23 protein-coding genes are annotated in these 21261 nt (G+C 71.7%); 15 read left to right on the forward strand and 8 right to left on the reverse strand.

All coding sequences use genetic code 11. The features are described from left to right. Positions 1-6 precede the first annotated feature (6 nt). Together CFK41_RS12215 and CFK41_RS12220 are read right to left on the reverse strand one after the other, a co-directional pair. Positions 7-1317, reverse strand: a complete 1311-nt coding sequence (locus CFK41_RS12215; RefSeq protein WP_096799906.1) for an MFS transporter — start codon at positions 1315-1317, stop codon at positions 7-9. A gap of 87 nt (positions 1318-1404) precedes the next feature. Beyond that, positions 1405-2082 (reverse strand): SRPBCC domain-containing protein, encoded by a 678-nt coding sequence (locus CFK41_RS12220; RefSeq protein ID WP_096799907.1) that lies wholly within the window; start codon positions 2080-2082, stop codon positions 1405-1407. A gap of 127 nt (positions 2083-2209) precedes the next feature. On the opposite strand from CFK41_RS12220, the gene CFK41_RS12225 reads away from it, so the two are divergent. From CFK41_RS12225 to CFK41_RS12260, 8 genes are all read left to right on the forward strand, one after another. Continuing rightward, entirely contained in the window at positions 2210-2956 is a 747-nt protein-coding gene (locus tag CFK41_RS12225) for an HAD family hydrolase (RefSeq protein WP_096799908.1), read from the forward strand. Further along, positions 2953-5499, forward strand: a complete 2547-nt coding sequence (locus CFK41_RS12230) for a glycoside hydrolase family 65 protein (RefSeq protein ID WP_096799909.1) — start codon at positions 2953-2955, stop codon at positions 5497-5499. The genes CFK41_RS12225 and CFK41_RS12230 overlap by 4 nt, the downstream gene beginning before the upstream one ends. Before the next feature lie 99 nt (positions 5500-5598). Next, positions 5599-6810 carry a YihY/virulence factor BrkB family protein gene (locus CFK41_RS12235; protein ID WP_227873066.1) on the forward strand — a complete coding sequence of 404 codons (1212 nt, stop codon included), beginning with the start codon at positions 5599-5601 and terminating at the stop codon, positions 6808-6810. Then, positions 6807-7373: a peptide deformylase gene (def, locus tag CFK41_RS12240; protein WP_096799911.1), complete on the forward strand. Its 567-nt coding sequence runs from the start codon at positions 6807-6809 to the stop codon at positions 7371-7373. Before CFK41_RS12235 ends, def begins: the two co-directional genes overlap by 4 nt. A gap of 60 nt (positions 7374-7433) precedes the next feature. Then, the gene (locus CFK41_RS12245) at positions 7434-7859 is read left to right on the forward strand and encodes a QcrA and Rieske domain-containing protein (RefSeq protein WP_096799912.1); all 426 of its coding nucleotides are present in this window, start codon (positions 7434-7436) and stop codon (positions 7857-7859) included. A gap of 7 nt (positions 7860-7866) precedes the next feature. Then, positions 7867-8685 carry a tRNA (guanosine(46)-N7)-methyltransferase TrmB gene (gene trmB, locus CFK41_RS12250; RefSeq protein WP_096799913.1) on the forward strand — a complete coding sequence of 273 codons (819 nt, stop codon included), beginning with the start codon at positions 7867-7869 and terminating at the stop codon, positions 8683-8685. Between the two features lie 47 nt (positions 8686-8732). After that, complete coding sequence (locus tag CFK41_RS12255) at positions 8733-9782, forward strand: LCP family protein (RefSeq protein WP_096799914.1); 1050 nt, start codon at positions 8733-8735, stop codon at positions 9780-9782. A 58-nt stretch (positions 9783-9840) separates the two neighbouring features. Further along, positions 9841-10206, forward strand: coding sequence for a DUF4235 domain-containing protein (locus tag CFK41_RS12260; RefSeq protein ID WP_096799915.1), 366 nt, complete (start codon positions 9841-9843; stop codon positions 10204-10206). 76 nt (positions 10207-10282) lie between these two features. Here CFK41_RS12260 and phoU read toward each other — a convergent pair whose 3' ends face one another. Continuing rightward, on the reverse strand, positions 10283-10963 hold the full coding sequence (gene phoU / locus CFK41_RS12265) for a phosphate signaling complex protein PhoU (protein WP_096799916.1): 681 nt from the start codon (positions 10961-10963) through the stop codon (positions 10283-10285). A 172-nt stretch (positions 10964-11135) separates the two neighbouring features. On the opposite strand from phoU, the gene CFK41_RS12270 reads away from it, so the two are divergent. Together CFK41_RS12270 and CFK41_RS12275 are read left to right on the forward strand one after the other, a co-directional pair. Further along, positions 11136-12404, forward strand: a complete 1269-nt coding sequence (locus tag CFK41_RS12270; protein ID WP_096799917.1) for a sensor histidine kinase — start codon at positions 11136-11138, stop codon at positions 12402-12404. Then, a complete protein-coding gene (locus tag CFK41_RS12275; protein WP_096799918.1) occupies positions 12401-13090 on the forward strand; it encodes a response regulator transcription factor in 690 nt (229 codons plus the stop codon). Before CFK41_RS12270 ends, CFK41_RS12275 begins: the two co-directional genes overlap by 4 nt. 85 nt (positions 13091-13175) lie before the next feature. Here CFK41_RS12275 and CFK41_RS12280 read toward each other — a convergent pair whose 3' ends face one another. Further along, positions 13176-13673 (reverse strand): hypothetical protein, encoded by a 498-nt coding sequence (locus CFK41_RS12280; protein ID WP_096799919.1) that lies wholly within the window; start codon positions 13671-13673, stop codon positions 13176-13178. A gap of 290 nt (positions 13674-13963) precedes the next feature. Here CFK41_RS12280 and CFK41_RS12285 point away from each other — a divergent pair, with 290 nt between their 5' ends. Further along, a complete protein-coding gene (locus tag CFK41_RS12285; RefSeq protein WP_089065759.1) occupies positions 13964-14446 on the forward strand; it encodes a CarD family transcriptional regulator in 483 nt (160 codons plus the stop codon). A gap of 14 nt (positions 14447-14460) precedes the next feature. Next, positions 14461-15195: an IspD/TarI family cytidylyltransferase gene (locus tag CFK41_RS12290; protein WP_096799920.1), complete on the forward strand. Its 735-nt coding sequence runs from the start codon at positions 14461-14463 to the stop codon at positions 15193-15195. 15 nt (positions 15196-15210) lie between these two features. On the opposite strand, the gene CFK41_RS12295 is transcribed toward CFK41_RS12290, so the two are convergent. Both CFK41_RS12295 and CFK41_RS12300 read right to left on the reverse strand, forming a co-directional pair. Further along, positions 15211-15522, reverse strand: a complete 312-nt coding sequence (locus CFK41_RS12295) for a hypothetical protein (protein ID WP_096799921.1) — start codon at positions 15520-15522, stop codon at positions 15211-15213. A gap of 10 nt (positions 15523-15532) precedes the next feature. Further along, entirely contained in the window at positions 15533-16288 is a 756-nt protein-coding gene (locus CFK41_RS12300; RefSeq protein WP_096799922.1) for an IspD/TarI family cytidylyltransferase, read from the reverse strand. A gap of 164 nt (positions 16289-16452) precedes the next feature. On the opposite strand from CFK41_RS12300, the gene CFK41_RS12305 reads away from it, so the two are divergent. The 3 genes from CFK41_RS12305 to ilvA are packed head-to-tail and all read left to right on the forward strand — an operon-like array spanning position 16453 to position 18613. Beyond that, entirely contained in the window at positions 16453-16770 is a 318-nt protein-coding gene (locus tag CFK41_RS12305) for a PTS sugar transporter subunit IIB (RefSeq protein WP_096799923.1), read from the forward strand. After that, positions 16767-17294, forward strand: coding sequence for a 2-C-methyl-D-erythritol 2,4-cyclodiphosphate synthase (gene ispF, locus CFK41_RS12310; protein WP_096799924.1), 528 nt, complete (start codon positions 16767-16769; stop codon positions 17292-17294). The genes CFK41_RS12305 and ispF overlap by 4 nt, the downstream gene beginning before the upstream one ends. Then, on the forward strand, positions 17291-18613 hold the full coding sequence (ilvA, locus tag CFK41_RS12315; protein WP_096799925.1) for a threonine ammonia-lyase IlvA: 1323 nt from the start codon (positions 17291-17293) through the stop codon (positions 18611-18613). Before ispF ends, ilvA begins: the two co-directional genes overlap by 4 nt. A gap of 99 nt (positions 18614-18712) precedes the next feature. Here ilvA and galE read toward each other — a convergent pair whose 3' ends face one another. Next, entirely contained in the window at positions 18713-19711 is a 999-nt protein-coding gene (galE, locus tag CFK41_RS12320; RefSeq protein ID WP_096799926.1) for a UDP-glucose 4-epimerase GalE, read from the reverse strand. Positions 19712-19793: 82 nt separating this feature from the next. Then, a complete protein-coding gene (locus CFK41_RS12325; RefSeq protein WP_096799927.1) occupies positions 19794-21254 on the reverse strand; it encodes a GuaB1 family IMP dehydrogenase-related protein in 1461 nt (486 codons plus the stop codon). Positions 21255-21261: the final 7 nt, after the last annotated feature.

Genomic DNA, 21261 nt, shown 5'->3' on the forward strand with positions numbered 1-21261 from the left:
CCCGCCTCATCCCTTCCGGGTGCCCCCGGAGGGGATGAGGCGGGGCAGCACTCGCAGGAGCCACAGTCCCCCGGCGAAGCAGACGGCGCCGGTGGCCGCACCGGCCACGGCGACCGGGGCGAACAGCGTGACGCCGGTGACGATCATCGGCGCCGCCAGCCGGCCGGCACCGAGCATGGTGTTCCACCAGGCGAGGTACCGGGTGCGGCCGTGCACCGGGGAGACGTCGATGCCGAGGGTCATCACGATCCCCGCTCCCAGACCGTTCCCCACCCCGATCAGCAGGCTGGGGATCAGCAGAGCGATCACCCCGAGCGCCGCCCCCTCGTCCGCGAGCACGGTGCCCAGCAGCCCCAGCAGCAGGAACCCCGCCCCCATCACCAGGGCGCAGGGGACGGCCACCGCCGCGCGCCCGTAGCGGTCCATGAGCGTCCCCGCCGGGATCACCAGCAGGATCTCCAGTGCCGCGCTGATCCCGAAGACCACCGAGATCCACACCGGGTCCAGGCCCATGGCGTCGCCGAGCAGCGGCACGATGACGGGGCGGTTCACGCGGGCGATCATCACCGGTGCGAGGCCCAGCCCCACCGAGACCATGCGACCCAGGACCGCCCGGTCCAGCCGGTGCCGGGCCGGGCTCGCGTCGCGGCGCGGCACCCGAGGGGCGGCCGCCCCGCCGGCCTCCCCCGGCGGCAGGAACACGGCGATCATCACCGTCGCCGCGGCGGAGCTCGTGGCCAGGAGGACGAACACCCAGGCCATCGATCCCAGCGCCATCACCAGCGCACCCAGCAGGGGCCCGATCACCTCGCCGATGCGGATCGTGCCGCCGAAGAGGGTCATCCCCCGTGCTCGCATCGCGGGCGGCAGGGCGGTGCCGAGGTAGCTCTGACGCCCCAGGTTCCACACCTGCATGCTGACCGCCATCACCAGCAGCAGCACGATCAGCATGAGCCGGTGATGCCAGGAGGCCTCGCCGCCGACCACCGGACCGATGACGACGAAGGCCACGATGTTCGAGAGCACCAGCAGACCGCCGGTGAGAATGAGCGCCGGACGGGCGCCGATGCCCGCGATCAGCCGACCGGCCGGGATCGGGCCCAGGAAGGACATCAGCCCGAAGATGGTGGTCAGCGCCGCCGCCTGCGGGACGGTGAAGCCCAGGTCCCGCGCGATCAGCGGGATCACGGGCATCAGCGCCGAGATCCCTGCGAACTCCATCAGCGTCGGTGCGTAGACGGAGGGGATCAGGCCCTTGATCACCTGCCCGGGTGTGCGCGGGTCCCGGGAGGGGCTGCGCGGTGCGGGGGTGGTCACCGGGCGATTCTGCCAGCAGATCGTGAGCCGGGGCAAAGAGTTCCGGGGGCCGGACGCCCGGACAGGGCTCCGGCCGTGACCAGCTCCTCAGGCCGGGAGGTGTCGGCGCAGGGTCTCGGCCTCGCCCTGCCGGGCGGCGGCCTCCTCGACCCCGGCGGCGATGGCCTCCGCGGCCCAGCGCACCGACCAGGCGCGCAGGTACTGCTCGCCCTGCGCACCGTGCCGCCATCGGGGCGTGGGAGAGGGGACCGGGGCGAGGCAGGTGGCCTGCCAGCCGTCGGTGTGCGCCGCGAGCGCGAGCAGGGCGATCTCCCAGCCGAGGGCGAGGACCCCCGGTCCGGTGCGCGCGAACTCCTCCGCCTCGAGCTCGACGGCATGGCGCAGCATCAGCTGGGTGGTCCCGTCGTCCTCCGGATCGAGCTGGATCAGGAGCGGATCCTCTCCGGCGCCCTGGTCCCAGGTCAGGCTGATCCGATGCGGCTCCTGCACCTGCAGGATCCGGCCGAGGGCGCCGTCGGGCGCCTCGAACCGCCCACCCTCGATCAGCTCTCCGCTGACGGGGCCGAACCAGCGCTCGAGCTCTCCTGGCCTGGTGAGCAGCGGCCACAGCTGGGCCGGTGCGCAGGCGATGTTGGTGGTCAGGGTGAGGACGGCCCGCACTCGGCGGGGCACGTCGGGCGCGGTCGCGTCGGCGGGAACCTGCTCGTCGATCTCGAGAGCACGTCGCACCGCGTCCACCACGGGCAGCGACTCCGTGACAGTCATCTTCTCCTCGGAAGGGTCTCATCCGCTCCGCACCGGCGCGAGGCGCGGATGCGGACCCCCGAAGGGTAGCCCACTGCGGCCGCCGTGGTCACGGCCTCCGACGCATCCGGACCCTCACCGCCGTAGCATGGCGCTCGTGACTGCTCAGAGCTCCTTCCGACCGGCCTCGTTCACCGCCCATCTCTTCGATCTCGATGGGGTCATCACCCCCACGGCAGAGGTGCACATGCGGGCCTGGGCCCGCATGTTCGAGGGCTTCCTCGCCTCTCGGGGCGTCACCGAGCCCTACACCGATGCCGACTACTTCGCCCACGTGGACGGCCGTCCCCGCTACGAGGGCGTGCGAGCGCTCCTCGCCTCCCGCGGCATCACCCCACCCGAGGGCGAGGACACGGACCCCGGGGACCAGCCCCCGGGCGAGGAGACCGTGCGCGGTCTCGGCAACCGCAAGAACGACCTTGTCCTGGCACTGCTCCGGGCCGACGGGGTCTCCCCGTACCCCGGCACCGTCGCCTTCCTCGACGCGCTCCCGGCCGACGCCCGCCTGGCGATCGTCTCCTCCTCCCGCAACGCCGAGGAGGTCCTGCGCGGAGCCGGCCTGCTGGACCGCTTCGAGCACATCGTCGACGGCAACGTCGCCGCCCGCGACGGCCTGCCCGGCAAGCCTGCGCCCGATACCTTCCTCCACGCCGCGCGCCTGCTGGGCGTCGAGCCCGCGCAGTCGGTGGTCTACGAGGACGCCGTCTCGGGCGTTCAGGCCGGTGCCGCCGGAGACTTCGGGGCGGTGATCGGCGTGGACCGCGGCGCCGGTGCCGCGGAGCTCTCCGCCGCCGGGGCCAATCTCGTCGTCGCCGACCTGGAGGAGATCGCATGAGCCGCCGCCGCACCGTCGCCGCCGATCCGGTGGACCGCACCCATCTGCCCCAGGACGAGTGGCGTCTGGTCGAGTCCCGCCCGGGCGGCGACCTGGGTCTGATGGAGACCCTCTTCACGACCGCCAACGGCTACCTCGGGATGCGGGGCACACCCTCCGAGGGGCGTGACGCCGAGAGCCACGGCACCTTCCTCAACGGCTTCCACGAGACCTGGACGATCAACCACGCCGAGTCCGCCTTCGGCTTCGCGCGCACCGGCCAGACCATGATCTCGGTGCCGGACTCCTCCGTGATGAAGCTGTACGTGGACGATGAGCCGCTGCTGCTCTCGATCGCGGACCTCGAGGAGTACGAGCGCTGGATCGACTTCCGTGAGGGCGTGCTGCGCCGCGAGCTGATCTGGCGCACCCCGGCCGGAAAGCGGGTGCGGGTGAGCTCATCCCGGATGGTCTCCTTCCCCCAGCGCCACCTCGCCCTGATGTCGCTGCGTGTGGAGATGCTCGAGGGTTCCGCGCCGATCGCGATCTCCTCCCAGATCATCAACCGCGAGGACTTCCGCGACGACTTCGGCAAGGGGGTCGACGGCGGCCCGGTCACCGACAAGGACGATCCGCGCCGCACCACGGCCTTCAGCCATCGGGTGCTCGAGCCGCTGCAGGACTGGCACAGCGAGCGCCGCATGCTGCTGGGCTACCGGGTGGCCAACTCGGGGATGACCCTGGCCGTCGGCGCGGACCACGAGGTCACCTCCGATGCCGAGGTGGAGGTGCTCGTGGACACGGTGCCCGACCGCGGGCGGCAGGTGACCCGCGCGCACCTCGAGGAGGGATCGTCGCTGACGGTCGACAAGGCGGTCTCGTACCACTCCTCCCGCTCGGTCCCGCATCGGGAGCTGTTCGACCGCTGCCGCCGCACCCTGGACCGCGTGCGCGGCGACGGCTTCGAGGCCCAGTACCGCGAGCAGCGGGAGTACCTCGGAGACTTCTGGCGCAGCTCCGACGTCGAGCTCCCGGGCCAGCCGGCCGCCCAGCAGGCCACCCGCTGGAACCTCTTCCAGCTCGCCCAGGCGACCGCCCGCAGCGACCAGTGGGGCATCCCCGCCAAGGGCGTGACGGGCTCCGGCTACGAGGGGCACTACTTCTGGGACAGCGAGGTCTACGTCGTCCCGTTCCTGACCTTCACCCAGCCGCGCTGGGCGCGCAATGCGCTCCGCTTCCGCACGACGATGCTGCCCAAGGCCCGCGAGCGGGCCCGTGAGCTCAATCAGCGCGGGGCGCTGTTCCCCTGGCGCACCATCAACGGCGACGAGGCCTCGGCGTACTACGCCGCCGGGACCGCGCAGTACCACATCGATGCCGACGTGGCCTATGCGTTCAGCCAGTACGTGGACGTCACCGGCGACCTCGACTTCCAGCATCGGGACGGGGTGCAGGTGCTGGTCGAGACCGCGCGGATGTGGGCCGATCTCGGCTTCTGGCGGCTGCGGTCCGATGGCACCTCGAGCTTCCACATCAACGGCGTGACCGGCCCGGACGAGTACACCACCGTGGTGAACAACAACATGTTCACCAACGTCATGGCGCGGTACAACCTGCGCCGCGCCGCCCGTGCCGTGCGCGAGCTGCGGGCGGCCGACGCCGATGCCTTCGAGGCGCTGCGGGTCGAGCTCGAGCTGGACGAGCTGGAGCTCGAGCAGTGGGACGCCTGCGCAGAGGGCATGCATGTGGCCAAGGACGAGGCGCTCGGGATCCATCTCCAGGAGGACCGCTTCCTGGAACGGGAGATCTGGGACCTCTCGGGCACGCCCGAGGAGGCCTTCCCGCTGCTGCTGAACTTCCATCCGCTGGTGATCTACCGCTTCCAGGTGCTCAAGCAGGCCGACGTCGTGCTCGCCCTGTTCCTGCGCGGCAGCGAGTTCACCCCCGAGGAGAAGCGCGCGGACTTCGAGTACTACGACCCGATCACCACCGGGGACTCCTCGCTCTCGGCGGTGGTGCAGTCGATCATGGCGGCCGAGGTCGGGCACCAGAAGGCGGCGCAGGACTACTTCCGGGCCGGTCTCTTCGTGGATCTCGCGAACCTCCACCACAACACCTCCGACGGGGTGCACATCGCCTCGGCCGGCGGGGTCTGGAACGCGCTGGTGCACGGCTTCGGCGGGATGCGGCACGACGAGGGACGGATCTCCTTCGACCCCCGCCTGCCCGCGGACTGGCCGGAGCTCGCCTTCCCGCTGACGGTGCGCGGATCCCGGTTCCGGGTGCGCCTGGTGCGCGAGGAGATCTCCTTCACCCTCGAGACCGGCGACGAGATCGAGGTCACCGTGCGCGGGGAGCAGGTCACGGTGACCGCGCAGGGCGTCTCGGTCCCCCTCGCGGATCAGGGCCCGCTGCTGGACGACTCGGTGCTGGCCAGGCCCGTCGGGCTCGGCGACGAGCGGGCCGACGGCTCGATCATGACCTCCTTCGTCCCCACGGATCCCGAGGACCCCTGGGAGTACCCGGTCGCCAGCGACCCCGACGACATCATCGAGCAGAGCTGACGGGCGCGGCGGCGCGACGGAGCCCCTCCGGCCTGGTGGAATAGGCTCCACGAGCGCCCTTCCCGGGCGTCCCGCCCCCGAGCCCGGAGCAGCAGAACGGTGACATCCCCCAGCCCGCGTCGGTCGACGCCGATGGTCGAGATCCCCCGACCCCGGCTGAGCGTCCTGCACGTCCTGAACCGGGTGCGGATGCGGCTGCTGGACATCCAGGTCTGGGACGTGGCCGGGACGATGACCTTCTACCTGTTGCTCTCGTTGTTCCCGGGCGCCGTCGCCGCCGTCTCCGTGATGTCGCTGATCGGCGTGGAGGCGACCACCCTCCAGGCGCTGTCCGGGATGATCACCGAGATCTTCCCGACCCTGGACCCCCGGCCCTACATCACGGCGATCGAGGCGGTCTCGACCACCCAGGGCGGCCTGCTCGGACTGCTGCTGGGCACCGCAGGCTCGCTGCTGTCCGCCTCGAACGGGGTCGCGGCCTTCCACCGTGCCCTGCACCGGGTGTTCGACACCCGCGAGGGCAGGCCGTTCCTCCTGTTCCGCACCATCGTGTTCGGGGAGACGGTGCTGATCGTCTCGGTGGCCCTGCTGTCGATCGGCATGATCATCATGGGCGGCGAGGCCTCGCAGCGGATCGGCGAGTTCATCGGCATCCCCCGGTTCGCCTTCGCGACCTGGAACCTCGTGAAGTGGCCGATCCTGCTGGTCATCCTGATCATCGGCGTCTCGCTGGCCTACTACTCGTTCCCCAACGTGCGGCTGCCCCGCTACCGGCTGATGACCCTGGGGTCCACGCTGAGCGTGCTGATGCTGTTCGGCCTCTCCCTGGTGGCCGGTCGCCTGATGGTCTATGCGACGCGCTTCGCCGAGATCCTCACCGCGCTGAACGGGCTCATCGCCATCCTCATCCTGCTGTGGCTCGCCAACATCGTGGTGATCACCGGCGCCGCGCTGGATGCGGAGTTCCTGCGAGCGCGACAGATCGCGAGCGGCCTGGACGCCTGGCACCACATCGTGCTGGACCCGCATGCCTCGCACACCCTGGACTTCCTGGCGGCCGACGCCGCCGAGTCCGAGGAGCTCGGCCGGCTGGTCGCCGACGCCGCCCGCACCGGCGCCCCGCTGAGGCGCCCCCGCGGACTCCTGATCGTCGACGCCCTGAACCCCCTCGCGGTCAATCCGCCCGCCCGCCACCGCGTCACGAGCGGACCGATCGGCCCCGACCGGACCCCCACAGACCAGCCACCCACCGACCCGACCCACCCCGAGGACCCCTCCGGTCCGCCGAGCGCAGGAGAGCCCACCGCATGACCGTCCGCCAGATCACCGTCGTCGGCCACCGCGCCCTCTCCCAGCGCACCCGCCGGGTCCGCGAGGTCACCGACGAGCTCCGCACCCTGGTCGCGGACATGTTCGAGACCAACGACGCCGCCAACGGCGCGGGGCTCGCCGCCCCGCAGGTCGGCTCCCGCTGGCGCCTGTTCGTGTACTCCTGCGAGGACGCGAGCGGCACCCTGCGCCGCGGTGTGGTGCTGAACCCGGTCCTGGAGCGCTTCGGCGGGCTCACCCTGGACGAGGAGACCCTCGAGGGCTGCCTGTCCGTGCCCGGGGAGGGCTTCCCCACCGCCCGGCATCGTGGTGCGCGCGTCACCGGCACCGACCTCGACGGGGCGGAGGTCGTGGTCGAGGACGAGGGCGGCGTGCTCGCCCGGGCGCTGCAGCACGAGGTCGACCACCTCGACGGCTCGCTCTACCTCGACCGTCTCTCCCCGGCCCTGCGCCGTGAGGCTCTCGACGCGGTGCGGGATCGCGGCTGGCGCGCCCACGGGATCCTGGCCTGGGATCCGCGCGAGCTCGACGCGGCCGACGTCTGAGCGGTCACACCGCCGGGGCGCGTCCAGCGGCGCCGAGGGCGGGATCGCTATCCTGACGACATGGAACGACCCTGCCTCTCCCGCCGCCATGCCCTCCTGATCCCCGCCACCGCGGCCGGTCTCGGCGGGCTCGCGGCCTGCGCCCCCGAGGACCAGGGCTTCGGCACCGCGGAGCCGCTGCGCGGCCAGGACGACACGATCCCGCTCTCGGAGATCCCCGAGCAGGCGAGCACGCTGGTGAACTTCGGCGGCCAGGAGCCCTTCGTGCTGCTCGTCCGGGGCACCGGCGAGGACGTCGTGGGCTACTCCGGCTATTGCACCCACAACGGCTGCGCCCTGCGCCAGGAGGAGGCCGAGCTCGACTGCCCGTGCCACGGCTCGCGCTTCGACGCCGCGACCGGGGACGTGCTGGCGGGTCCCGCCACCCGGCAGCTGCCCACGGTCGAGGTCGCCGTCGAGGGCGACGTCGTGCGCCGGGTGCGGTGACCGACCGATGAGCACGCACCGCGACGTCGTCTCCTTCGTGCGCCGGGGCGAACGGCTCTCCCAGGGCAGGCAGAACGCCTGGGACCGCCTCTCCCCCACCTATGTCATCGATCCGCCGCGCGGCCATCGCGACACCCTGCCCGCGGACGGCACCCGGCTGGACCTCGAGGAGGTCTTCGGCCGCCGTGCCGAGCTCGTCGTCGAGGTGGGCAGCGGGACCGGCGACAACATCGTCGCCGCGGCCCTGGACCATCCCGAGCGGGATCACCTGGGCGTCGAGGTGTACCTCCCGGGACTCGCCCAGACCCTCAGCAGGGTGGAGCGCTCCGGGAGCCCGAGCAACCTGCGGATGCTGCCGCTGGATGCGCAGCGAGCCCTGCCCGCGCTGCTGCCCGAGGGGTCCATCGACCAGCTGTGGGTGTACTTCGCCGATCCGTGGCCCAAGCAGCGCCACCACAAGCGCCGGCTGATCAATCCGCCGTTCCTGGACGCGGTGCTCCCCCTGCTCGCCGACGGGGCGGTCTTCCGCCTGGCCACCGACTGGGCGCAGTACGCCCATCACATGAGGTCGCAGCTGGATGTGCGGCCCGAGCTCGAGCTGCTGCATCCCGAGGGTCCGCGGCCGGAGGGGACCTCCTCCGACGCGATCCCGCCGAACATCGAGAGCACCGGGTGGGCACCACGATTCGAGGGTCGTGTGAAGACCGGCTTCGAGAACAAGGGTCGCGCCGCCGGACGCCTAATATGGGATCTTGCGTACACCCGTGCGGCTCGGCCGTCGGGACCGGACGGCACCTCGGACGTCGAGGCGCCGACGGCGCAGTGACCGCCCGGGCCCACGCCCCCGGGCGGCACCGTCAGAGAGGCACCTGAATGAGCGATCGAGCCGACGTCGAACTCCCCGGCGACTGGGAGGACGACGACCAGCCCGAGCCCGGTCGGCGTCGAGGACGTCGCGGCGCGCTCATCGCCCTGGGGGTCGTCGTCGCCCTGGTGCTGGGCGTCGGCCTGGTCATCGGGAACTATCTCCACGGGCTCCAGAGCTCGTACGAGAAGCGCACCGTCGTGCAGATCACCCGCGGGGCCTCCGACGGCGAGCGGCCCGACCAGATCGACGGCTCCGGCCGCAACTACCTGCTGCTGGGCTCCGACAAGCGCTCCGAGGAGGATGCCGCCTCGGAGGGCGTCAGCGGCCAGCGCTCGGACGTGATGATGCTGGTGCACGTCTCCGACGACGGCAAGAGCGCCTACATCATGTCGTTCCCGCGCGACCTGTACGTCGACGTCCCCGGACACGGCAAGGACCGCATCAACTCCGCCCTCGCCTACGGCGGCGTGGGGCTCGCGGTCACCACGGTCGAGAACTACGTCGGGGTCCCCATCGACCACGTCAGCCTGATCGACTTCGAGGGCATCCAGGGCCTGGTCGACACGCTCGGCGGGATCGACGTCGAGATCCCGGTCAGCTTCGAGGCCGGGGGCCACCAGTACACCAAGGGTGTCCAGACGCTCAACGGCGAGGAGGCGCTGACCTTCGTGCGCCAGCGCAAGCAGTTCGCCGACGGCGACTTCCAGCGCAACCGGAACCAGCAGGCGGTGCTCAAGGGCATCGCGACCAAGCTGATCAGCGCCGACACCCTCAGCGACCCGAGGAAGCTGGCGAGCACCGTCGACTCGATCTCGCCGTTCCTGACCACCGACGACGGTCTGAGCGCACAGGCGATGGTGGAGCTGGGGCTGTCGATGCGCTCGATCCGCAGCAGCGATCTGTACTTCCTCTCGGTCCCCCACGGCGGCCCGACCACCACTAGCGGCGGCGCGAGCGTGGTCGCGACGGACGAAGGCAAGATGGACACCCTCCGGGACGCGCTGCGCACGGACGACATGGGAACCTATTACGCTCAGAACGCAGGGACCTACTGATCCATCCCGAACCCTGCACCGGCACCCGCGCCGATGCACCAGACGCCTGGAGGTACAAGTGGCCAATCCGCTCGTGAGCATCGTCGTCCCCATCGCCGGGATCGTCGCCGCGGCCGTCGGCAACAAGGCCGCCGCGGCCGGCTGGGGCGCCGTCTTCGGCGAGGACGCCCCCACCATGAAGTCGCAGAAGGCCGCGAAGAAGGACGTCGCCAAGCGCCGCAAGCAGGCGAAGAAGGACGGCCTGTCCGCGTCCGAGATCGCCGCGATCAAGGACCCCTCAGACGACCAGCCGGTCTGGAAGATGATGCTGTGGGCCCTGGTCTCCGGCGTCATCCTGCAGGGGCTGCGCGTCGCGGCCAAGCGCGGGGCGCAGAAGGGGACCGAGCGCCTGACCACGCGCCGTCCCCGGCCCAACCGCGGCTGAACCGACCGGTCCACCGATGCCAGAGGGCGCCCCGCAGATCTGCGGGGCGCCCTCTGACATGTGCGGGTGCGGAGGCTCAGATCTCCTGGACGTCCACGCCCTCGCTGAGCGTGTCCAGCGAGTCGCCGGTGACCAGGAAGCCGACGCGGCGCACGAGCGAGACCGCGTGGTCGCCGAGGCGCTCGTAGAAGCGGATCAGCAGCGTCAGATCGATGATCTGGGCGTTGGTGTACGACTGCTCGCTGCTGCTGGAGATCTCGCGGGAGATCTCGAGCATCAGGTCGTCGAGCTCCTCGTCCTGCTTCTCGACCTGGGCCGCGAGCGCCAGATCCCGGTTCTCGATGACCTGGGAGGCGGCCTGCAGCGCCGAGAGGCCGAGCTCGCACATCCGCGCGATCTGGGCCCGGTGCTGCTCGGGAACGGCGATCTCGGGGTGAGCACGGCGGGCGATCAGCGCGACGTGCGCGGCCAGGTCGCCCATGCGCTCGAGCGAGGAGCTCATGCGCAGGGTGGCGACCAGCAGCCGCAGATCCGTGGCGACCGGCGACTGCCGCGCCAGCAGCTCGACGGCCTTGGCGTCGAGCTCGACCTGTCGGGCATCCAGGTGCGGATCGGCGGTGACCACGCGCTCGGCCAGCGCGAGGTCTCCCTCGAGCAGCGAAGCGGTCGCGCTCTCGAGCGCCGTCCCGACCATCTCGGCCATGTCGAGCAGGTCGTCGACGATGTGTCGCAGGTCGCTCTGGTACGCCTCGCGCATGTGGGGTCTCCTCAATCCGGTGGTGCTCTGCACCATCATCCTCTCAGGGCGGCATGAACGGGAGGCGGCGGATCGTGAACTCCAGGCGACCCGCACGTGAACTCATGGCCTGATCGGCCGCGCCGTCCGGACGACGGGGCTCGATGCGGCTCGCGGGGCCTAGGCTGTACAGGTGCCCCTGTCTGCTCTTCTCGTGCTCGCCGGCGCGATCGGTCTGGTGATCGGCGTCGCCGCGACGCTGACGCTCGCCCGCACGGATCGGCGCCGCCCGGCGGACCCGGCACCCTTCAGCCCCGCGATCCCGGAGGCCGCGACGGAGGTCCTGGCGATCCTCTCCTCCGCCTACGTGGTGCTCGATGCCGCCGGGGACGTGCTGCGCGCCTCCCCGCTCGCCTACTCCTACGGGATCGTCCGCGCCTCCGAGGGCGACTACCCGCGGCTGGCGAGCAGCGAGCTGATGGAGCTGGCCACCGACGTGGGGCGCAACGGCGGCTTCCGTGACGAGCGGCTGACCCTGAAGCGCTCGAGCCAGGGAGATTCCGATGCGGTGATCGACGTGCGGATCGGCGCGCTCGGCGAGCACGGCACGCTCCTCCTGGCCGACGACCTCACCCGCGCCGTGCGCGTCGAGGAGACCCGCCGCGACTTCGTGGCCAACGTGTCCCACGAGCTGAAGACGCCTGTGGGGGCGATCACTCTGCTGGCGGAGACCATGGAGGACGCCGCCGAGGATCCGGATGCCGTGCGCCGCTTCGCCGGGCGCATGCAGAGCGAGACCCATCGGCTCTCCCACCTCGTCCAGGAGATCATCGAGCTCTCCCGGGTCCAGGGCACCTCCGCGCTGCCCGATGCGGAGCCGGTCGAGATCGACGACGTGGTCTCGGAGGCGGTCTCCCTGAACCGCAACTACGCGCTCGGGGCAAAGATCGAGGTCGCCCTCGGCGGCGCCGACGGTCTGCAGGTGTTCGGCTCCGCCCCGATGCTCACCACCGCGCTGTCCAACCTGATCTCCAACGCCATCGCCTACTCCGATCCGCGCACCCGCGTCGGGGTGTCCGTCCGGCGCGACGGCGGCATGGTCGAGATCTCCGTGAAGGACCAGGGCATCGGCATCTCCAAGGAGAACCTGGAGCGGGTGTTCGAGCGGTTCTACCGGGTGGACCGGGCACGCTCGCGATCCACCGGGGGCTCCGGTCTGGGCCTGGCGATCGTCAAGCACATCGCGAACGACCACGGCGGCGAGGTCACCGCCTGGTCGCTGCCCGGACAGGGCTCGACCTTCACGCTCCGGCTGCCCGAGATGGGCCGCACCGAGACCATCACCGCAGGGGAACGACGGGCCGCGCCCGTCGAGGACGCGCCGGCCGAGGACGCCGCGCGCACCCCCGCACCAGCACCCACCATGGCGACCGGTCACCGGTCGGGGAAGGCACACACATGACGCGCATCCTGATCGTGGAGGACGAGGAATCCTTCTCCGACCCGCTGTCCTACAGCCTGCGGAAGGAGGGATACGAGGTCGCGGTGGCGGACAACGGCACCGACGGCCTGCGGATCTTCTCCACCCACGGCGCGGACCTGGTGCTGCTGGACCTCATGCTCCCCGGGATGAGCGGCACCGAGGTGTGCCGGGAGATCCGCCGCACCTCGAGCGTCCCGGTCATCATGCTCACCGCCAAGGACGACGAGTTCGACAAGGTGCTGGGGCTCGAGCTCGGGGCCGACGACTACGTCACCAAGCCCTACTCCTCTCGGGAGCTGCTGGCCCGGATCAAGGCCGTGCTGCGCCGCGGACAGGACTCCGCCGAGCAGGAGGACGACTCCGTCCTGAGCGCCGGCGGCATCATGATGGACGTGGAGCGGCACGTGGTCGAGGTGCGCGGCGAGGAGGTCGCGCTACCCCTGAAGGAGTTCGAGCTGCTCGAGATGCTGCTGCGCAACGTGGACCGGGTGCTCACCCGCGGCCAGCTCATCGACCGGGTCTGGGGCGCGAACTACGTCGGCGACACCAAGACCCTCGACGTCCACGTCAAGCGCCTGCGGGCGAAGATCGAGGACGACCCGCGGAACCCGGTGCACCTGGTCACGGTGCGCGGCCTGGGGTACAAGTTCGAGTCCGAGGCCTGATACCCGATGAGGGCCTGATCCCCGGCAGACAGAACGCCCCGCAGCTCACGCTGCGGGGCGTTCTGCGCGGATCGTCCGGGCCGGGTCAGCCGGCGGCGGGCTCCGGGGTCTCGTAGTACTCCAGGGAGCTGTCGATCACGGGCAGGGAGATCGAGGTGGACTCGCCTCCGGCGGTGACCTCGAGGTCCAGGATCGTGCCGGGGACGGCGTCGATCGCGCCGATCGGGACCACCTCGCGGCCCTCGCCCGTCCCGAGGCCGACGGTGCCCTGCGCCGGGACCTGCACGTCGGCGGAGAAGATGGAGCTGCCCCCGTCCAGACCCTCGACGCTCACGGTGAGCTCCTCGGCCGAGTAGTTCGCGACCGTCGCGGAGAGCACGGGGGTGCCGTCCTCGCCGACGACCAGGACCGCGTTGCGCACTCCGGCGAGCAGAGCGCCGTTCTGCTCGATGTTCGCGTTGGTGCCATCGGCCGCCTGGTAGAAGTCCTTGGTCTGCACCGGGGACATGTACGTGCAGCCGGTGGCCGCGAGCGCCAGGCCCAGGGCTGCGGCTGAGAGCACGGAACGGCGGGAACGGCGCACGGGGGACTCCTGTTCGATGCCGCTGAGCGGCGGGGACGTTCTGGGACAGCTCTGACAGGGTACCCCACCGAGGGGCCTCCAGGACGGCCCGCGGGCCCGCCGTGAGCAGGACGACCCCCCACATCCGAGAGGGGGTCGCGCACACCTCGTCGCAGCCCTCGGAACCTCGCCGGATCGCGGCCCGGAACAGGGTCTCGAAGTGCCTCACCGGACGGTGAGCAACCAGGTCGGCGCGGATTTTACCACGACCCCCCGATGCTAGACTGATCCGCGGAAAGGGGACCCACCACATGAACTTTGCCGTCGGCGAGACCGTCGTCTACCCGCACCACGGTGCCGCGCTCATCGAAGAGGTCAAGACCCGCACCATCAAGGGCGAGGACCGCACCTACCTCAAGCTGAAGGTCGCCCAGGGTGATCTGACCATCGAGGTCCCTGCGGAGAACGTCGACCTCGTCGGCGTGAGGGACGTCGTGGACAAGGAGGGCCTCGAGGAGGTCTTCGAGGTGCTGCGTCAGCCCTACACCGAGGAGCCCACCAACTGGTCGCGCCGGTACAAGGCGAACGTCGAGAAGCTCGCTTCCGGCGACGTCAAGAAGGTCGCCGAGGTCGTGCGTGATCTGTGGCGCCGGGACCAGGACCGCGGCCTCTCCGCCGGGGAGAAGCGGATGCTCGCCAAGGCCCGCCAGATCCTCGTCTCCGAGCTCGCCCTCGCGGAGAAGACCGACGAGGCCAGCGCCGAGTCGATCCTCGACGAGGTCCTCGCCTCCTGATCGCGTCCTCCCCCGTGTCGTCCGCTCCGCCCTCGGCCGCCGTGCAGCCGGTCGTCCTCGCGCTGGCACCTCCCGCCCCGGGCCTGTCCCGGGGCGCCTCGGTGCCGAGCCTGGAACGACTCGGGGGATCTCTCCTCATCGATCGCCTGCTGAGCACGCTGCACGGCGCCGGTCTGCCGGCTCCGCTCGTGCTCGCCGGGACGTCGGCCCATCCGGCGCTGCGCAGGACCCTGCCGCGGAGCCTGCAGGTGCTGGAAGCGCCCGGCGGTCGCCGGGAGGCCCTGCGGACCGCCCTCGAGCACTCCGGTGCCGAGCTCCTGCTGCTGCATGATGCGGAGCGGGCCCTCACCCCGGGCGAGGTGGTCCGCGAGGTGCTCGGTGCGCTGCACGAGGAGGACGACGCGGTGGTGCCGGTCGTCACGATGACGGACTCCGTCAAGGAGGTCCGCGCGGACGGCCTGCGCAACATCGACCGCACCACCCTGTCCGGGCTGCAGAGCCCGCGGCTGGTGCGACGGTCGCTGCTCGAGGAGGTGCTGGCGACCGAGGGCTCGGGCGAGGACCCGGTGGACATTGGCGCATTCGACGAGATCCGATCGGCGCTCGAGCGCGGCGCGCAGGTGCGCACGGTGCACGGGTCCCACGCCGGCTTCGCGGTGCAGGATCGGCTCAGCCTCTGGCAGGCGCAGATCTCCCTGGGACTGGCGCGGGACACCTCCCACCGCCACGGCCTGGCTCGTCGCAGCTGAGTCGACGCCGAGCTGTCAGCGGCCGCGCCGGCTCCGCCACACCGTGCGGAACTCCTCGGCCATCCGACCGGGCTTGGACAGCGTGCTCTTGGGCAGGCTGCTCGCCAGCTCCCCCGGATCCCGGCGCAGGCGACGCATGAGGCGCCGCGGCTTGCTCGAGATGCGCTGACGCAGATCGGGCAGATACGCCTCCGAGACGTCGAGCCTCGTCACGGCCCCGCACCCCGTGCACTGGATCTGGGAGACGAAGCGTCCCGCATAGACCACCACGTGCTCGGCCTCCTGGTCGCAGGCCGTGCACCGCAGGAAGCTCTCCTCGACGTTCATCGGCTCCTCCTCACCCTGACCTCAAACCTAGCGCGCTGACCACGTCCTGGGCCAGGAGCAGATCCTGCGCGTAGGTGATCTTGAAGTTGGTCTCCTCGCCACGCACCCAGGAGACGGGGATGTCCGTGTACTCCTCCGCGCAGGACGCGGTGTCGGTGCCCACGAAGCCGTCCCGCGCCGCCGCCTCGTAGGCGTCGAGGATGGTCGCGGCGTGGAAGCCCTGCGGGGTCTGGACCCGCACCAGGGCGCCCTGACGCGGTCCGGGGGCGGGGGCGAGGTGATCACCGGATCCTGCGGTGGCGATGTCCGGGGCGGGGATCCCGGGGACCGCTCCCCCGGTCTCCCGCGCCGCGTGCAGCACGGCGGAGACCAGCCCGTGCGAGACGAGCGGCCGGGCGGCGTCGTGGATGAGGACGGTGTCGATGGCGCCGCTGTCGATGCGGTCGGCGAGGTGGCGCAGAGCGAGCAGCTCCGACTCCTGCCGGGTCTCCCCGCCGGTGATGATCTCCAGGGGGGAGTCCGTCTCACGGGCATCCACGAAGCGGGCGTGCTCGAGGTCGTCGGGCCGCACCACGAAGACCAGGATCCCCACGCCCTCCACGGCGGCGAGGGTGTTGAGCCCCCAGGCGGCGATGCTGTGACCGGCCAGCGGCAGGAAGGCCTTGTTGATCCCGGCCCCGACCCGGGTGCCGGAACCTCCCGCGAGCACCACGCCGGCGGCCCGGCCATGCAGGCGGGCGGCGCGGGGGCGGCGGGGCTGGGTCACGCGGGCAATCGTAGACGGCCGCGGACATCTCGTGGATCGTCCAGCGAGGACGTGACAGAATCGACCGTTCCCGGTGGCTCTCCGTCGGCCCGTCGCGCGTGCCCGGAGCACCGGCCCTCCAGCCCACCATTGTCCAGTCAGCCCACCACAGCCCAGGAGTTCGAATGCTCACCATCGCCATCGTGTGCGGCGCAGGGATCGCCACCTCCGCACTGATCGCGGAGCAGGTGCGGGACCACATCGCCTCCCGCGGCCGCGAGGCGCACGTCGTCCAGGCCACCGTGATGGACCTCCTCTCCGCCGACTTCCGTGCCGACCTGGTCGTCAGCACCGTGGACCTCCCCGACGCGCTGGGCATCCCCCGGGTGTCCGGGATGCCGCTGCTGCTGGGCACCAACCCCCAGGTCACCTACGACGACATCGACCGCCTGCTGGCACGGATCGACGAGGCGGGCTCCGGGTCCGGGGCGGCGCAGCGATGACCGCCGCGGCCCCGACCCCGCTGCCCCGCGTGGGCATCGGGGTCGACGTGCATGCCTTCGCCCCGGCCGAGTCCGGGCGGGAGCTGTGGGTGGCCGGGCTGCTGTGGGAGGGCGAGCCCGGGCTGGCCGGCCATTCGGATGCCGATGTCGCCGCGCACGCCGCCTGCGACGCCCTCTTCTCCGCGGCGGGGATCGGTGACCTCGGCTCGCACTTCGGGGTCGACCGGCCGGAGTGGTCGGGCGCCTCCGGGGTGCGCCTGCTCGGCGAGGCCGCGCGAAGGGTGCGCGGGGCCGGCTTCGAGATCGGGAACATCGCGGTGCAGGTGATCGGGAACCGGCCGCGCCTGTCGCGGCGTCGGGAGGAGGCCTGCGCCGTGCTCAGCGAGGCGGCCGGCGCACCGGTCACGGTCTCGGGCAGCACCACCGATGCGCTGGGGCTCACCGGCCGTGGTGAAGGCGTGGCCGCCATGGCGACGGCAGTGGTCGTCGCCCTCGCCGGAGCCGCGGAGAAGGCGTCCGCATGACCGCATCCCGGGAGTCCACGGACCTGCCGGTGCACGCACCCGACGTCGAGGCGGCCGCCGAGCGGCTCGCCCCCGTGCTGCGGCGCACCCCGCTGCAGCTCAGCGCCCGGCTCAGCGAGCGCGCCGGGGTGCCGGTGTGGCTCAAGCGCGAGGACCTGCAGTCCGTGCGCTCGTACAAGCTCCGCGGCGCGCACCTGTTCCTCGCCACCCTCGACCAGGCCGCCCGCGAGGCCGGGGTCGTCGCGGCGAGCGCGGGCAACCACGCCCAGGGCGTCGCCCAGGCCTGCCGAGCCCTCGGCATCCGAGGGCGCATCTACGTGCCCGGCACCACGCCCCGCCAGAAGCGCGAGCGGATCACCGCGATCGGTGGCGAGCTGGTCGAGCTGGTGCTGATCGGGGACACCTTCGACGACGCGGCGGAGGCCGCGGCCGATGATGCCGAGCGCACCGGCGCCACCCAGGTCCCTCCTTTCGACCACCCCACCATCATGGCCGGCCAGGGGACGGTCGCGCTCGAGGCGGCGGACCAGCTGCGCACCGAGCACGGCCGCGAGCTGGGCACGATGGTGCTTCCCGTCGGCGGTGGCGGCCTGCTGGGCGGCTGCGGCGCCTGGCTCCGCGAGCGCAGCCCGTCGACCCGGATCGTCGGCGTCGAACCCGCCGGGGCGGTCTCCATGGCCGCCGCCGTGCGCGCGGGCCGCCCGGTCACGCTGAACGACATGGACCGCTTCGTCGACGGCGCCGCCGTGCGACGGGTCGGTGCCGGGCCGCTGCGGATGGTGCAGGCCATCACCCCCGAGCTGATCTCCGTGGAGGAGGGAGCGATCTGCACCGAGATGCTCTCCCTCTACCAGGTGGAGGGGATCATCGCCGAGCCCGCCGGGGCGCTGGCCGCGACCGCCGTCGCGACGGGCGCGATCGAGCACCTCGGACGGGCCGGACTCGGCGCCGCCGATCCCGAGGAGGAGACCGGTGACATCGTGGTGGTCGTCTCCGGCGGCAACAACGACGTCTCCCGCTACCACGAGATCATCGAGCGCTCCCTCGTGCACGAGGGCCTCAAGCACTACTTCCTGGTGACCTTCCCGCAGGAGCCGGGCGCTCTGCGCCGCTTCCTGGACCGGGTGCTGGGTCCGGACGACGACATCGTGCTGTTCGACTACATCAAGCGCAACAACCGCGAGGAGGGCCCGGCCCTGGTCGGTCTCGAGATCGGGGACCGCGACGACCTCGAGCCGCTGATGGCGAGGATGGCCGCCTCGAACATGGAGATCGAACGGGTCGATCCGCAGGACCCGATCTACCGCTACCTCACCTGAGGGTCCGCCCCCGCCGGTGCCCGGACCGCACCACCGAGGGCCCGTCCCCGCACGCCGACGAGCGGCGACGGGGGCGGGCCCTCGGAGCAGGTGAGGCGCTCAGGACTCGGGGTAGGCCTCGACGTCGGGCTCGATCGCGCTCTCGCGCGCCTCGACGGCGGAGCGGACGATGTCGTCCAGCCCGTGCTCGGACTTCCAGCCCAGGGTCGCGGCGATGCGGTCGCCGGAGCAGATCAGGCGCGCCGGGTCGCCCGGGCGGGCCTCCCCGATCTCCGGGGTGATCTCGATGCCCTTGGCGCGGGCGATCGAGTCGATCACCTCGAGCACGCTGGACCCCTCGCCGGTGCCGACGTTGAAGGTGCGGTGCGGGCGCTCCTCGCCGCGGAGGTAGTCCAGGGCGGCGATGTGGGCGTGTGCGAGGTCGAGCACGTGCACGTAGTCACGGATGCAGGTGCCGTCGGGGGTGTCGTAGCCGTCGCCGAACACCACGGGGGCGAGGCCCTTCTCGAGGCGGTCCAGCACGATCGGCACCAGGTTCATCACCGCGGTGTCCGCCAGCTCGGGCCAGCCGGCCCCGGCGACGTTGAAGTAGCGCAGGGCGACGGTGCGCATGTCGTGGGCCCGCTCGGCGTCGGCGAGCATCCACTCCCCCACGTACTTGGTCGCGCCGTAGGGGTTGATCGGCTGCGGGGCGAGGTCCTCGGTGACGAGGTCGACGTCCGGCACGCCGTAGACCGCCGCGGAGGAGGAGAACACCACGTCGCGCACCTCGGCGCTCGCGCAGGCGGCCAGGACGTTGGCGAGCCCGGCGATGTTGTCGTGCCAGTACATCTCGGGGTTCGCGACCGACTCTCCCACCTGCTTGTGGGCGGCGAAGTGGATCACCGAGTCCGCTCCCGAGGCCCGCATCAGGACGGCGAGCTTCTCCTTGGCGTCGGGGAGGGTGACGTCGAGCTCGATCAGCTCGGCACCCTCGGTGCGTCGACGCAGACCGGTCGAGAGGTTGTCGACCACGACCACCTCCTGCCCCTGCTCGAGGAGGAGTCGCACCACGTGCGATCCGATGTATCCAGCGCCACCGATCACGAGAGTCGTCATGGGGCGATCGTACCCGTCACGAGGGCACCCCCGTCCCGGTGACCGCCGTCGCGACCAACGGGGACGAGGAGGTGGGGCGGGGTCAGCTCCAGGAGCTGGCGACGGGACGGCCCTCGTTGTACCCGGCCGCTCCCTGCAGGCCGATCACGGCCCGGTCCCGGAACTCGGCCGTGTCCGAGGCTCCTGCGTAGGTGTACGAGGAGCGCACGCCGGCGGTGATCTCGTCGAGCAGGTCCTCCACCCCGCCCTTGCCCTCGGAGAGGTACATGCGGGAGGTGGAGATGCCCTCCTCGAACAGTCCCTTGCGGGCGCGGGCGAAGGCGTCCTCATGCGCGGTGCGATGGGAGACGGCACGCTTGGAGGCCATGCCGAAGGACTCCTTGAACCGGCGGCCGTTCTCGTCGGTGCGCATCTGCCCGGGCGATTCGTAGGTGCCGGCGAACCAGGAGCCGATCATCACGTTCGAGGCGCCGGCGGCGAGCGCGAGCGCGACGTCCCGTGGATGGCGGACCCCGCCGTCGGCCCAGACCTGCCCTCCGAGACGCCGGGCCTCGGTCGCGCACTCGAGCACGGCGGAGAACTGGGGTCGGCCCACGCCGGTCATCATCCGCGTGGTGCACATGGCGCCCGGTCCCACGCCGACCTTGACGATGTCCGCCCCGGCCTCGATCAGCTCGCGGGTGCCCTCGGCGGTGACGATGTTGCCCGCGACCAGGCGCACCGCGGTGCCCTCACGCGGTCCGAGCACCTCTCGCGCGGTGCGCAGCGCCTCGATCATCTTGTCCTGGTGGCCGTGGGCGGTGTCGAGCACGATGACGTCGGCGCCGACCTCGACGAGCTCGCGCACCCGGGTGGCGACATCGGCGTTGACGCCGACGGCGACCGCGATCCGCAGCCGGCCCTCGGCGTCGGTCGCCGGACGGTAGATGGTCGAGCGCAGCACGCCGGTGGCGGTGAGGACGCCGCGCAGCACGCCGTCCTCGTCGACCACGACGGCGGCGTCGTGGTGGGTCGCCGCGATGCGGGCGTGCAGCCGGGCGGGCTCGGCCTCCAGTTCGGCGGGGCCCAGCACGGGGACGTCCTCGCTGAGCACGTCACCCACCTCCGAGAAGGTGTCGCGCCCGGCGATCTCCTCGGCGGAGACGGTGCCCAGCGGGCGGCGCTCCTCGTCGACCACCACGACGATGCCGTGAGGGCGCTTGGGGAGCAGATCCGCGGCCTGGCCGAGAGTGCCGGAGACGGTGAGGGTGAGCGGGTGGTCCACCAGGAGGTCCCGGGACTTGACCGAGCGGACGATCGAGTCGATCCGCTCCGGGGAGAGGTCCTGGGGCAGCACGGCGAGGCCGCCGCGGCGCGCCATCACCTCTGCCATGCGACGCCCTGTGACCGCCGTCATATTGGCGGCGACCAGCGGGATCGTGGTTCCCGTGCCGTCGTCGCTGCTGAGGTCGACATCGAAACGGGAGGTGACGGCCGAGCGGCCGGGGAGGAAGAAGCAGTCGTCGTACGTGAGGTCGGTCGACGGGGTATGGATCAGGCGCATGCCTCCA

This window comes from Brachybacterium ginsengisoli (genome assembly GCF_002407065.1).
Lineage (GTDB): Bacteria > Actinomycetota > Actinomycetes > Actinomycetales > Dermabacteraceae > Brachybacterium > Brachybacterium ginsengisoli.

Excerpts from the sequence above, each read along its gene's own strand:
- CFK41_RS12220 (WP_096799907.1), bottom strand. The coding sequence starts at position 2,082 with ATGACTGTCACGGAGTCGCTGCCCGTGGTGGACGCGGTGCGACGTGCT.
- CFK41_RS12225 (WP_096799908.1), top strand. The coding sequence starts at position 2,210 with ATGGCGCTCGTGACTGCTCAGAGCTCCTTCCGACCGGCCTCGTTCACC.
- CFK41_RS12230 (WP_096799909.1), top strand. The coding sequence starts at position 2,953 with ATGAGCCGCCGCCGCACCGTCGCCGCCGATCCGGTGGACCGCACCCAT.
- def (WP_096799911.1), top strand. The coding sequence starts at position 6,807 with ATGACCGTCCGCCAGATCACCGTCGTCGGCCACCGCGCCCTCTCCCAG.
- CFK41_RS12245 (WP_096799912.1), top strand. The coding sequence starts at position 7,434 with ATGGAACGACCCTGCCTCTCCCGCCGCCATGCCCTCCTGATCCCCGCC.
- trmB (WP_096799913.1), top strand. The coding sequence starts at position 7,867 with ATGAGCACGCACCGCGACGTCGTCTCCTTCGTGCGCCGGGGCGAACGG.
- CFK41_RS12255 (WP_096799914.1), top strand. The coding sequence starts at position 8,733 with ATGAGCGATCGAGCCGACGTCGAACTCCCCGGCGACTGGGAGGACGAC.
- phoU (WP_096799916.1), bottom strand. The coding sequence starts at position 10,963 with ATGCGCGAGGCGTACCAGAGCGACCTGCGACACATCGTCGACGACCTG.
- CFK41_RS12275 (WP_096799918.1), top strand. The coding sequence starts at position 12,401 with ATGACGCGCATCCTGATCGTGGAGGACGAGGAATCCTTCTCCGACCCG.
- CFK41_RS12285 (WP_089065759.1), top strand. The coding sequence starts at position 13,964 with ATGAACTTTGCCGTCGGCGAGACCGTCGTCTACCCGCACCACGGTGCC.
- CFK41_RS12295 (WP_096799921.1), bottom strand. The coding sequence starts at position 15,522 with ATGAACGTCGAGGAGAGCTTCCTGCGGTGCACGGCCTGCGACCAGGAG.
- CFK41_RS12305 (WP_096799923.1), top strand. The coding sequence starts at position 16,453 with ATGCTCACCATCGCCATCGTGTGCGGCGCAGGGATCGCCACCTCCGCA.
- ispF (WP_096799924.1), top strand. The coding sequence starts at position 16,767 with ATGACCGCCGCGGCCCCGACCCCGCTGCCCCGCGTGGGCATCGGGGTC.
- ilvA (WP_096799925.1), top strand. The coding sequence starts at position 17,291 with ATGACCGCATCCCGGGAGTCCACGGACCTGCCGGTGCACGCACCCGAC.
- galE (WP_096799926.1), bottom strand. The coding sequence starts at position 19,711 with ATGACGACTCTCGTGATCGGTGGCGCTGGATACATCGGATCGCACGTG.
- CFK41_RS12325 (WP_096799927.1), bottom strand. The coding sequence starts at position 21,254 with ATGCGCCTGATCCATACCCCGTCGACCGACCTCACGTACGACGACTGC.